The sequence below is a fragment of the Mesorhizobium sp. M1396 genome (assembly GCF_040317725.1).
Classification (GTDB): Bacteria; Pseudomonadota; Alphaproteobacteria; order Rhizobiales; family Rhizobiaceae; genus Mesorhizobium.
In genome coordinates this window covers 128886-141100 of record NZ_JAMYLA010000014.1, presented here as the reverse complement: position 1 = coordinate 141100, position 12215 = coordinate 128886, and the positions used below count along the sequence as shown (strand labels likewise).

At 63.5% G+C, this 12215-nt stretch carries 11 protein-coding genes and 1 pseudogene; 5 read left to right on the top strand and 7 right to left on the bottom strand.

The annotated features are described in order from the left end of the window. Positions 1-61: 61 nt before the first annotated feature. The 4 genes and pseudogenes from NKH02_RS11935 to NKH02_RS11920 form a co-directional block, all read left to right on the top strand. A pseudogene (locus NKH02_RS11935) lies at positions 62-1453 on the top strand (GMC oxidoreductase); the annotation flags it as partial. Between the two features lie 208 nt (positions 1454-1661). Next, the gene (locus NKH02_RS11930) at positions 1662-2423 is read left to right on the top strand and encodes a 3-ketoacyl-ACP reductase (protein ID WP_352878905.1); all 762 of its coding nucleotides are present in this window, start codon (positions 1662-1664) and stop codon (positions 2421-2423) included. Between the two features lie 12 nt (positions 2424-2435). Beyond that, the gene (locus NKH02_RS11925) at positions 2436-4064 is read left to right on the top strand and encodes a GMC family oxidoreductase (RefSeq protein WP_352878903.1); all 1629 of its coding nucleotides are present in this window, start codon (positions 2436-2438) and stop codon (positions 4062-4064) included. A gap of 9 nt (positions 4065-4073) precedes the next feature. After that, positions 4074-4382, top strand: coding sequence for a Dabb family protein (locus NKH02_RS11920; RefSeq protein WP_352863244.1), 309 nt, complete (start codon positions 4074-4076; stop codon positions 4380-4382). Between the two features lie 99 nt (positions 4383-4481). On the opposite strand, the gene NKH02_RS11915 is transcribed toward NKH02_RS11920, so the two are convergent. From NKH02_RS11915 to NKH02_RS11905, 3 genes are all read right to left on the bottom strand, one after another. Then, positions 4482-5327 (bottom strand): EamA family transporter, encoded by an 846-nt coding sequence (locus tag NKH02_RS11915; RefSeq protein WP_352878901.1) that lies wholly within the window; start codon positions 5325-5327, stop codon positions 4482-4484. After that, on the bottom strand, positions 5324-6238 hold the full coding sequence (locus NKH02_RS11910; RefSeq protein WP_352863242.1) for an endonuclease/exonuclease/phosphatase family protein: 915 nt from the start codon (positions 6236-6238) through the stop codon (positions 5324-5326). The genes NKH02_RS11915 and NKH02_RS11910 overlap by 4 nt, the downstream gene beginning before the upstream one ends. Before the next feature lie 192 nt (positions 6239-6430). Continuing rightward, positions 6431-7981: a cation:proton antiporter gene (locus NKH02_RS11905; RefSeq protein ID WP_352878900.1), complete on the bottom strand. Its 1551-nt coding sequence runs from the start codon at positions 7979-7981 to the stop codon at positions 6431-6433. An 87-nt stretch (positions 7982-8068) separates the two neighbouring features. Here NKH02_RS11905 and NKH02_RS11900 point away from each other — a divergent pair, with 87 nt between their 5' ends. Further along, the gene (locus tag NKH02_RS11900) at positions 8069-8230 is read left to right on the top strand and encodes a hypothetical protein (protein ID WP_352863240.1); all 162 of its coding nucleotides are present in this window, start codon (positions 8069-8071) and stop codon (positions 8228-8230) included. 16 nt (positions 8231-8246) lie between these two features. Here the strand turns inward: NKH02_RS11900 and NKH02_RS11895 are convergent, their stop codons facing one another. The 4 genes from NKH02_RS11895 to NKH02_RS11880 form a co-directional block, all read right to left on the bottom strand. Next, positions 8247-9311 (bottom strand): ABC transporter ATP-binding protein, encoded by a 1065-nt coding sequence (locus NKH02_RS11895; protein ID WP_352878898.1) that lies wholly within the window; start codon positions 9309-9311, stop codon positions 8247-8249. Between the two features lie 11 nt (positions 9312-9322). Then, positions 9323-10114, bottom strand: a complete 792-nt coding sequence (locus NKH02_RS11890) for an ABC transporter permease (protein WP_352878895.1) — start codon at positions 10112-10114, stop codon at positions 9323-9325. After that, on the bottom strand, positions 10111-11025 hold the full coding sequence (locus NKH02_RS11885; RefSeq protein WP_352863237.1) for an ABC transporter permease: 915 nt from the start codon (positions 11023-11025) through the stop codon (positions 10111-10113). The genes NKH02_RS11890 and NKH02_RS11885 overlap by 4 nt, the downstream gene beginning before the upstream one ends. A gap of 66 nt (positions 11026-11091) precedes the next feature. Then, a complete protein-coding gene (locus NKH02_RS11880) occupies positions 11092-12198 on the bottom strand; it encodes an ABC transporter substrate-binding protein (protein ID WP_352878892.1) in 1107 nt (368 codons plus the stop codon). Positions 12199-12215: the final 17 nt, after the last annotated feature.

Sequence of the window (12215 nt, the reverse complement as noted above, 5' to 3'; positions counted from 1 at the left end):
CCGCCCTGCCAGTTGCCTACACACGTGATTCGTGAGGTGGGCGCACCCCCGGCCGGCAACGCCGCATGCGCGTGACACGCGTTCGATCTTCGTCGACGGCCACTACCGGCCGAAGGAGATGTGGCGCGAGGCCGGTGGCGGTGCCTTCAATCCCGGCAACTACTACTATGTCGGCGGCAATTCGAAATTCTACGGCGCTGTGCTGATCCGCTACCGCAAGGAAGACTTTGCCGCCATGGAGCATTTCGGCGGTGTTTCGCCGGCCTGGCCGTTTTCCTATGAGGAGTTCGAGCCCTGGTATTCGAAAGCCGAACAGCTGTTTCGCGTGCGCGGCGCGCTGGGCGAGGACCCGACCGAACCGTTCCATTCGATCCCCTACGCCTTCAAGCCGGTTCCCGACGAAGCCCCCATCGCGCGTGCCCGCGCCGAGCTGAAAAACCTCGGCCTGCATCCAGCCTCGCTGCCGCTCGGCGTCGACATCGACATCTGGCTGAAGGAGGGCAGGACCGGCTGGGATGCGTTTCCCAACACCGGGCAGGGCAAGGTCGACGCGCAGACCGGTCCACTGACGGCGGCACTCAAGGACAGCAACATCCAGCTCGAGACCAGCTGCTATGTCGAGTACCTGGAAGCGTCGCCCGACGGCAAAAGCATCGCCGCCATCCACTATCGGCAGAATGGCGAGGCGAAGAAAGTCACGCCGAAGCTCGTCATCCTCTCGGCCGGCGCGGTCAATTCCGCCGTCATCCTGCTGCGCTCGCCCTCGCCCAACAACGGCAAGGAAGGTGACAAGGGTCTTGCCAACCGCTCCGACCAGGTCGGCCGCAATTTCATGAACCACAATTCGAGCGCCATGCTGGCGATCGACCCGCGCCGCCGCAACGATGCCGTCTACCAGAAGACGCTGATGCTGAACGACTATTACCTGTCCGACGGCAAGGGCGGCAAGCCGCTCGGCAATGTCCAACTGCTCGGCAAGATCGACGGCAACATGCTCAAGGCCAACGTGAAATTTACGCCGAAATTCGCGCTCGATTTCATCGCCGGCCACGCCGTCGACTGGTATTTGATGTGCGAGGACCTGCCCGATCCCGAAAGCCGCATCATGGTCGACGGCAAGGACATCGTCATGCAATGGCGGCGCTCCAACATGCAGTCGCTCGACGGGCTGACCAAGGTGATGCGCGAGAACTTCCGCGCCTGCGGTTATCCCCTGGTGCTGTCGCGGCCCTTCGACAAACGCACGCCGTCGCACCAGTGCGGCACGGTCAAGATGGGCGACGATCCGGCGACCGCGCCGCTCGACCCCTTCTGCCGGTCGTTCGACCATCGGAACCTGTTCGTCGTCGATGCCAGTTTCCTGCCCAACTCGGCCGCCGTAAACCCGGCCCTCTCGATCGCCGCCCAGGCGCTGCGTGTCGCCGACCATATCCGCAAGGGCGAACTGGCATGATCAGTTTGCGCTGCCCCTCATCGCCCTGCCGGGCACTTCTCCCCGTAAACGGCGTAAACGGGGAGAAGAAAGCTGGCCACAACCTCGGCGCTCCTTTGACGATCGGCGAAAGCGGTGGCGACAGTGTCCTTCTCCCCGTCTCTGTACGGGGAGAAGTGCCCGGCAGGGCGATGAGGGGCGGCGACCACGCCTGCGGAGGTAGCCTCCAATGACCCGCCCCGCAGCCATCATCACCGGCGGCGCACGCGGCATCGGCCTTGCTTGCGCCGAGGCGCTCGCCGATGCCGGCTTCAATATTCTGGTCGCCGACCTTGCCGAAACAGCCGCCGACGGACTTGCCACCGACATCGCCGGGCGCGGGGCGAAATTTGCCTATGTCCCTTGCGACATCGCCGATCTCGACAGCCACATCACACTTGTCGATGCCGCGATGCGCGCCTTCGGTCGTATCGACTGCCTGGTCAACAATGCCGGTGTCGGCGCGGTGGCGCGCGGTGACCTCCTGGACCTCAAGCCGGAGAATTTCGACCGCACGCTGGGCATCAATCTGCGGGGCACCGTGTTCCTCAGCCAGGCCGTCGCCAAGGCAATGCTGGCCGCACGTAGCGATCATCCGAAATCGATCATAACCATCACCTCGGTCAGCGCGGAAATGGCGTCGCCGGAACGACCGGACTACTGCGTCTCGAAAGCCGGGCTTTCAATGTGGGTAAAGAACCTGGCGCTGCGGCTGGCGCCCGAAAACATCGGCGTGTTCGAGGTGCGTCCCGGCATCATCCGCACCGACATGACATCCAGCGTGGCCGCCAAATACGATTCGCTGATCGACGATGGGCTGGTGCCGGCAAAGCGCTGGGGCGAAGCGGCCGACATCGGTGCGGTGGTGGCGACGCTCGCCAGCGGAAAACTCGGCTTTTCGACCGGCTCGATCATCAATGTCGACGGCGCGCTCTCCGTGCCTCGGCTGTAAATGGACAATGTCATGACCGACTACATCATCGTGGGCGCCGGTCCGGCCGGGTGCGTTCTGGCCAACCGATTGAGCGAGGATCCGGCAAATTCGGTCCTGCTGCTGGAAGCCGGCGGCAAGGACTGGCATCCCTATATCCACATGCCGGCCGGCTTCGCCAAGATGACCAAGGGCATTGCGTCCTGGGGCTGGTCGACCGTACCGCAGAAGCACATGAAGGACCGCGTCTTCTGGTATACGCAGGCCAAGGTGATCGGCGGCGGCTCCTCCATCAACGCCCAGATCTACACGCGCGGCAATGCCCACGACTATGACGCCTGGGAGAAGGAAGAGGGCCTTGCCGGCTGGGGCTATCGCGACGTGCTGCCCTATTTCAAGCGCGCCGAAAACAACCAGCGCTACGCCAACGATTACCACGGCGACCAGGGCCCGCTCGGCGTGTCGAACCCGATTTCGCCGCTGCCGATCTGCGAGGCCTATTTCCGCGCCGGCCAGGAGATGGGCATCCCCTTCAATCCGGACTTCAACGGCGCCAGCCAGGAAGGCGTCGGCTATTACCAGCTGACCCAGAAGGATGCCCGCCGCTCCTCCGCTTCGGTGGCCTATCTCAGACCGATCCGCGCGCGCAAGAACCTCACCGTCAGGACCGATGTGCTGGTGACCCGCATCGTCGTCGAGAAGGGCCGTGCCGTCGGCGTCGAAATCGTCGACAGGCCGGGCGGCGAGAAGAAAATCCTGCGGGCCGAGCGCGAGGTGATCGTCTCCTCCGGCGCCATCGGCTCGCCGAAACTGTTGATGCAGTCGGGCATCGGCCCTGCCGACCATCTGAAGGCGGTCGGCGTCACGCCGGTTCATGACCTGCCCGGCGTCGGCTCCAACATGCAGGACCATCTTGATTTGTTCGTCATCGCCGAATGCACCGGCGACCACACCTATGACAATTATGCAAAGCTGCACCGCATGGCCTGGGCCGGCCTGCAATACCTGCTGCTGAAGAAAGGGCCGGTGGCCTCCAGCCTGTTCGAGACCGGCGGCTTCTGGTACGCCGACCCGACTGCCGCCTCGCCCGACATCCAGTTCCATCTCGGCCTCGGCTCCGGCATCGAGGCCGGCGTCGAGAAGCTGAACAACCCGGGCGTGACCCTGAATTCAGCCTTCCTGCGGCCGCGCTCGCGCGGCACGGTGCGGCTGAAGAGTGCCGATCCCGCCGACCATCCGTTGATTGACCCGAACTACTGGTCCGATCCCTATGATCGCGATATGTCGATCAAGGGGCTGAGGCTGGCGCGCGAGATCATGCGGCAGAAGGCGCTTGCCCCTTACGTGCTGCGCGAAGTGCTGCCCGGCCCGTCGCTCGCCAGCGACGACGAGTTGTTCGACTACGCCTGCCGCAGTTCCAAGACCGACCACCACCCCGTCGGCACATGCCGCATGGGCCATGACGACATGGCTGTCGTGACACCGGATCTGCGGCTGCGCGGCATCGAGGGCCTGCGGGTCTGCGACGCCTCGGTGATGCCGCGCATCCCCTCCTCCAACACCAATGCGCCGACCATCATGGTTGGTGAAAAGGGTTCGGATATCATTCTTGGCCGCGAGCCGTTGCCGCCGGCCGTGTTCTCTGGAAACCGGGCGGCTTAGGGACAAAAAATGATCAGGCACTGCGTTTTTGCTAGATTCCGCAACGATGTTCCCGCCGCTGAGCGCATGGCGATCCATGCAGATCTCGAGGCACTGCGACAGGTGATCGACGGCATGGACGCGGTCCAGTTCAGCGCCAATGTCAGCCCGGAGCCATTCGCGCGCGGCTTCACCCACGGCTTCACAATCGACTTCCGCGATGCTGCCGCGCGCGACGCCTATCTGGTGCATGAGGCGCATCAGCGCGCCGGCGCCCGGCTGGTCGCCGCACTTGAAGGCGGCACCGACGGACTGATGGTCTTCGACCTGGGGCTCTAGCGCGCTGCAATCGAAAAATTGGCGCACATTTGTAGATGTGCTTGGTTTCGTCGTCCCATACCTAGTGGTGAAATGGGTGATCGCGAGACGACACCTGGACTAACCGAGCCTGAGCGCGACGACACCGGCGACGATGCCGAGCGCGGCGGCACCGCGCCAGCCTGTCATCTTCTCGCCGAGCGCGAAGACCGAGATCATCATGGCAAACAGGATCGAGGTTTCGCGCAGCGACGCCACCGAGGCGATCGGCGCCTTGGTCATCGCCCACATGACGATCCAGTAGGCCGCGCCACTGAGCACGCCGGTGAACAGCCCTGCCTTCCAGTCGCGCGCCAGCACCGGCAGCGCCTTCGGCCCACGGAACATCAGGCACAGCGCCAAGGCGCCAAAAGCATCGCAGATGAACAGCCAGGCGGCATAGCTCTGTGCCGTGGCGGCCAGCCGCGCGCCGCTGCCGTCGGAGAGCGTGTAGCTGGCAATGAAGATCGAGGTGCCCAGCGCAAAGCCGACCGCGCGTAAATTCAGCTTTTCCAGATGCGCGCCGCCGCGAAACGACATCACCAGCGTGCCGGCCGACAAGAGAAAGATGCCGAGCATGGCGAACGGGCCAGGAATCTCGGCAACGACGAACATGCCGCCAAAGGCCGAGAGCAGCGGTGCGGTGCCGCGCGCCAGTGGATAGGTCTGGGCGAAATCGCCGGCCTTGTAGGCTCCGATCAGGAAAGTCCGGTAGCCCATGTGGAAAAACACGGAGGCGATGATGTAGGGCCACACCTCCGCCTTCGGCACTTCGACGAACGGCAGCACCAGCAGGGCCGCGGCGCCCATACCGAGCGTCATCAGCGTGATCGACAGGAAGCGGTCGAGATGGACCTTGACCAGCGCGTTCCAGACCGCGTGCATGGCGGCGGCGGCAAGCACCGCGAAGAAGACGAAAAGTGTCATGCGCGGCTCATGGGGCAATGCCGGGCGTTTTCGAGATCGATGTCGACCCGCAGCGGGAAATGGTCCGACGCAACCTCGCCGATATCGGCACTGATTGAACGCACGCGCCCGGCTAACATGCCGCCGACGAAGCAATGGTCGAGCCGCCGCTTTGCCACCTTGCCGTCGATGGTCTTCACATGGGTGTGGAAATCCGCGGCCGGCTCGCTGGCAATGGCGGCGGCATCGACGAAGCCGTCAAGATAGGCCGCGCCGCGATGGTAAGGCGTGCTGCCGACGATGCGGCGGTATTCGGCGCTGCCCGGCTCCATGTTGAAATCACCCATCCAGATCGCCGCCGGTGGGTTTTCCGGTTCCGCTTCGCCGCTGGTCCAGTTGCGCGTGGGCTCGTCGTCGACGCCGCTCCACGGCCCGCCATCGGATGGTGCCCGGCGATGCTCGGCCATGAGATAGTCTATCTGCTCCAGCCGCTCCTCGACCGCGATATGGGCGAGATGCAGCGACAACACCCGCACCGGGCCGGCAGGCGTGCGGATCATGCATTCGAGTGCCGCATTGCGCGTATTGAGCGGCCGCAGCGTACGGCGCATCGGCAGCGCATGCAGCCGCGACCAGACGATCGGCAACTTGGACAGCACCATGGTGCCGAACTGCCGGCGTCGGTTGACCAGATGGCCGTCGCGCCGCTCGCTGGCATCCATGTCGAAGGCTGGGCCGTAGACCCAGTGATAGTCCGGCAGCAAGCGCGAAAGCAGCTCCGGCTGGTCGTCGAAATTGCTGCGCTGCCAGTGCCGCTCGACCTCTTGCAGCGCAATGATGTCGGCGCCGGCAACGATGCGCGCGGCGCGCGAAAGATCGTAGCTCCCGTCGCCGCCGAACCCGTATTGGATATTGTAGCTGACCAGCTTCATTGTTTATCCGGCTTACTTTCGAATTGGCAGTATCGGTTCGGCAGATTGGTTGCAATGTGCCGCGCGAGCGATGGGGCTGGGCCAGCGGCCAGAGTATCATCCCGAAAAGTGGAATCACGTTTTCGGAATAGAGCATGCTCAAACAACAACCAGCCCCTGCTTCATCTTGAGTCCATCGGGATGGAGCAGGCTCTATGTCGTCAGCGGTTGGAACCGGCCGGGTGGCGACGCCGCCAGTTCGGTCCAGTCGATCTCTTCCTCAAGGCGGTGATAGGCTTCGTCACCGATCGTGCCGTTGCGGCGCAGTTCCTCCAGCGCGTCGCGCTGGCTCTTGATGGCATAGAGGCGCAAGCGGTCATATTCGGTGGCCGCCTGGGCGTCGTCAGGATTTTTGGCGATCTTGCGTTGAGCGGCATATTGCTCGCGCACCGCAGCCGCCGCGTCCGATGTCTTGCCGCTCAATATGTCGAGGGCGGCCTGCATGACCACAACGCGTGCCTGCGCAACCTCGCGGTCGACCATTTCATCCGGGTCGAGGTTGAGCAGGCGCAGCAGCGGTTTCAGGCTCATGCCCTGGAGCACCAGCGTGCCTAGCACGACCGTGAAGGCAGCGAGCACGATCGGGTCGCGGGCGGGAAATTCAGCCGGCAAGGCAAATGCCGCCGCAAGCGTCACCAGACCGCGCATCCCGCACCAGCCGATGAGCATGCCGCCGCGCAACGATGGCGCGTCTCGCCGACGATCCGCATTGCCGAAACGGGCCAACCACCTGATGATCGCGCCGCAGCCCAGCACCCAGATCAAACGTGAAACGATGACGATGGCAAGTACGGTCCCGGCCAGGAAGAAGGCATCGGTCTGCCCCTCGCCGGCAAGCCTGCCGACAATCGAACGCGCCTGCAGGCCCATCAGCACGAAAGCCAGCACGTTGAGCACGAAGACCGCCGTTTCCCAAACCGAATAGGAACTGATGCGGTTTCTGGCCGGCATGCGGCGCGGCGCGGTGCGGGCGATGGTCATGGCATAGACCACGATGGTGATGATGGCGGAAAGGCCCAGCCTGTCGGCCAGGATCCAGACCCCGAATGTGCCGGCAAATTGCACCACAGTGCCGCTCGCCGGGTCTTCGATACGGTCCAGCGTCATCAGAGACAGCCGGCCAAGCAGATATCCGGCCGCAAGGCTGCCCAAGGTGGACAGCAGGATCATCGGCACGGCGCTGCTCAGCAGAATGCTGCCCGCTGCCGCCGAAACCGCTATCCGGTAGATCAGCAGCGCGGTGGCATCGTTGAGCAGGCTCTCGCCTTGCAGGATGGCTGTGATTCGATGCGGCACCTTGAACTGGCCAAGCACCGCCGACGCCGCCACCGCGTCGGGCGGTGCCACAATGGCGCCGAGGGCTATGGCCGCGGCGATCGGGAGGCCTGCCATCGCCCACCCGACCAGAGCCACGGTCGTCGTCGTGAAAAGGACAGCGCCGAGTGCCAGCAGCACAAGCGGCACCCTGTAGCGGTTGAGGTCGCGCAAAGACGTATCATAGGCGGCATCGAGCAGCACCGGCGCGATGAACAGGGCAAGCGCCAGTTCCGGGTCGATCTCGATCGTCGGCACACTAGGTACGAAGGCGATGCCCACCCCTGCAAGCGCCAGCAAGGAGGGATAGGGAATCTGCGCACGCCGCGACAGCGCCGTCAGCGCGACGGCGATCAACAGCAGAATGAGTGTCAGTTCGAAGAGGGCCATGGCTTGTTATAGCCGGGAAGCGGGATTGTCGGCAGTGGCAAAGCAGCTGGAAAAAGCCTGGCCAGCAAGCTCGGGCTGGCAGGCAATGTGCCCCTACCAGCTTTGCTTCCACCCTCTGCAGGTTTCGGCGAGCGCATCGACCACACCAATGTCGAAATCACCGCGCCGTCGTCGGAAGCCTATGCCACCCAAATGGAAGCACTGCCGGTTTTTCAGGCGGTGATGCAGCCATTCATGGTTCCAGCCTGAAGGAGCGCTGTCACGCCTAGTGCAGCACCAGCATATCGCTCGATGAGAACGATATCTCGGCCTTTTCACCGACCGCCGGGGGCGGCGTTGCCGGGCTGTTGAAGGTGTCGAGCGAGACCATGTTGCCGCCGATGCCGACGCGAACCCGGATCACCGAGCCGAGGAAATGCACCTCGGAGATTTCGCCCGAAAGGCTGGAGTCGCGGCCGGGCTGACGGCCAAGCGAGATCGCTTCCGGACGCAATGCCAGCGACAGCGTGTCGCCAGACTTGGAGCCGTTGAGCTTGCCCTTCAGCGAAACCTGCTCGGAATTGACCCGCACCGTGCCCGCGGCGGCGTCGGTGACGGTGCCTTCGAGCACGTTCAGCGTGCCGACGAAATTGGCGACGAACTTGGTTGCCGGGCGGTTGTAGATCTCGAACGGCGTGCCGACCTGCTCGGCCTTGCCGCCATACATGACGGCGATGCGATCCGAGATCGACAGCGCCTCTTCCTGGTCATGGGTGACGAAGATGGTGGTGATGCCGAGCTTCTTCTGGATCGAGCGGATTTCCTCGCGCAGCGACACGCGCACCTTGGCGTCGAGTGCCGACAGCGGCTCGTCGAGCAGCAGCAGTTTCGGCTTCGGCGCGATGGCGCGGGCCAACGCGATGCGCTGCTGCTGGCCGCCCGAGAGCTGATAGGGATAGCGATCCGCCATCTGCGGCAGCTTGATGATACCGAGCATCTCGGCGACACGGGCATCGATGTCCGCCCTCGGCATGCCGGCGACCTTCAAGCCGAAGCCAATATTTTGCGCAACGGTCAGGTTGGGAAACAGCGCATAGGCCTGGAACACCATGCCGACATTGCGCTGGTTGGGCTTCAGCCTCGTAATGTCCTTGCCACCGACGACGATCGTGCCCGCGCTCGGCTCCTCGAAGCCCGCCACCATGCGCAGCACGGTGGTCTTGCCACAACCGGACGGGCCGAGGAAGGAGACGAATTCGCCGCGCTCGACGTCGAGATTGAAATCCTCCACGACCGTGGTGGCGCCGAAGGATTTTCGAACGTGCTGAATGGAAAGGAACGGGTCGGCCATGGCTTTGACTCTCAGTTCGGACGGTTCGCCGATCTCGGCGCGAAACGGGACAGGATCTGGATCAGCGACATGCAGCCCCAGGTGATGGCGAAGGCGATGATGGCAAGCGCCGCCGGCTCATAGGCCCGGTTGGCGCCGATATTCTGCAAATAAGGGCCGAAGGCAGGCCGGTTGAGCAGGCTCGCCATGGTGAACTCGCCGATGACGATGGCGAAGGTGAGGAAGGCGCCCGACAGCACCGCGATCAGCACATTGGGCAGGATGACACGGGTGATGATCGTCCCCCAACCAGCACCAAGGATCTGTGCCGCTTCCGTGAGGGTACGCACATCGATGGTGCGAAGCCCGGTGTCGACGGCGCGATACATATAGGGCAGCGCCAGTGTCGCATAGCCGATGACCAGCAAGGCATTGGTGCCTGTATCGGTCGCCAGGAACGGCAGCGGCGAATTCGACCCGTACATTCTGATGTAGCCGAAGACGATGACGATGGCCGGGATGACCAGCGGCAGCAGCGTGATGAATTCGACGATCGGCCGCAACTGCGGCAGCCGAAGCCGGATCCAGTAGGCAGCCGGCACCACGATGAGCACGCCGAGAATAATGGTGAAGATGGCCGCGAGCACCGAATAGCCGAAGGTCGCCTGGAAGCGGGCATCGCCGAGCACGACCTTGTAGGCGTCGAAGGAGTACTCGCCACGCCGCATGCGCATGGAGAACTCCACGGTCGCGATCAGCGGAATGAAGAAATAGGCCGCGCCAAGGGCGAATACGACCCAGGCCCAGAACCTGCCAGCCTTCATTTGAGCCACCTCTCGGAACGGGTGCGGAACCAGATGTAGAAGACATTGGCTAGGCCGGTGATGAAGATCATGCCGAAGGCTATGGCATAGCCAAGATGGGCATTGTGCAGCACGTCGCCGCGGATCTGCGCATAGAGCAGGATCGGCACGATGTTGAGCGACGAACCCGTCAACGCATAGGCGGTGGCGATGGCGCCGAAGGCATTGGCGAACAAAAGGATGACGGTGCCGAGAAAGCTCGGCCAGATCACCGGGATGACAACCATGCGCCAATATTGCGCCATGGTCGCTCCAAGCGTTGCGGCGGCCTCGCCCCATTCCTTCTTCAGACCATCGATTGCCGGCACGATGATCACCACCATCAGCGGAATCTGGAAATAGACATAAGTCAGCGTCAGCCCCCAGAACGACAGGATGTTGAAGCCGTGAGCATAGATGTTGAGGCCGAACAGGGTGTTCAGGATCACCGTCGCAAGGCCGAGGCGGCCGAGCGTGGCGAGGAAGGCGAAGGCCAGCGGCACGCCGGCAAAATTGGAAGCTACGCCGGAAAATGTCAGTGTCGCCGAACGTATCCAGTCCGGCAGGCCGCCGCGCACAATGGCGATGGCGATGGCGAGACCTGCGAAGGCGCCGATCAGCGATGAGGCGAGGCTGACCTTGATCGAAATCCAGTAGGCGGCAACGATCGACGGCTGCGCCAGCGCCATGATGTTTTCGAGGGTGAACTCGCCGGCATCGTTCTGGAACGCGCCCAGCATCAAGTAGAGCGTGGGCAAGATCAGGAACATGACGGCGAAGATGAAGAATGGCGCGACGCCGAGCCACTGCGTCGGCAGCCTCAGGCTGCGCGCCTCGGCGGGGGGCGCGGTCTTGCCGGCAACCGCGTGATCGGAAAATGAGAGATCGGTCATGCGCCTGCTACCGTCTTCGAGAGGACGAACCGGGCAGCCGTGAAGCCGCCCGGTGGATTTCAGGTCTTACTTGACGTTGGCGCCGACAACGGCATCCCAGTTCTTGGTGATGGCTTCCTTGGCCTTGCCCTGCTCGTCGAGCGTCGGGAACGCCGCGGCCGCATAGGACTCAGCCGGCGGCAGCTTGGCCAGCACGTCCGCCGGAATCTTGTTGTTCTTGGCAAGATCGTTGAAGCGGATCGGGTGGCAGTAGCCCTTCAGCCAGGCGACCTGGCCTTCGTCGGAATAGAGGTATTCCAGCCAGAGCTTGGCTGCGTTCGGGTGCGGCGCGAAAGCGCTGATCGCCTGCACGTAGACGCCGGCGACGACACCGGTCTTCGGCACGACGACGTCGACGGGTGGGTTGCCCTTCAGCGTGTCACGGCCGGCGAGCGCGTTGTAGTCCCAGGTGACGAGGATCGGAGTCTGACCCTGGGCGAGCGTGGCGGCCTTGCCGATAACCGGCACGAAATTGCCGGCGGCGTTGAGCTTCTTGAAGAAGTCGAGGCCAGCGGTGCCGGCGGCTTCGCCAGCAGCCGCACCCGACGACAGGCCAGCGGCATATACCGCCTGGATGGCCTGGTTCGACGCGCGCGGATCACCGGCCAAAGCGACCGAGTTGGCGAATTCCGGCTTCAGCAGGTCGGCCCAGTCCTTCGGCGATTCCTTGACCAGATCCTTGTTCACCTGGAAGGACAGCACGCCGTAGTAGTCGCCGGTCCAGAAGCCTTCCGCATCCTTGGCGCTGTCCGGGATCGAGTCCCAGGTCGACACTTTGTAGGGCTGGATCAGGCCATCCTTCTTGGCCGACGGGCCGAACGACAAGCCGACGTCGATGACGTCGGGCGCCTGCGGGCCCTTGTTGTCCTTGTTGGCCTTGATCGCCTCGACCTCATCGCCGGACCCGGCATCGGGGTTGAGTTCGTTGATGGCAATCCCAGGATACTTGGCCTTGAAGCCATCAATGACGGCACCGTAGCCGCACCAATCATGCGGCAAAGCGATGGTGGTTAGCTGGCCTTCTGCCTTGGCGGCCTTGACGAGATCGTCCATCGAATCCGCGGACGAAATCACCGTCGACGCGAAAAGCGCCGCGGCCGAAAGGGAAAGCACTTTCCCCGTGAATTTGAACATGTGTTCTCTCCGTTGAA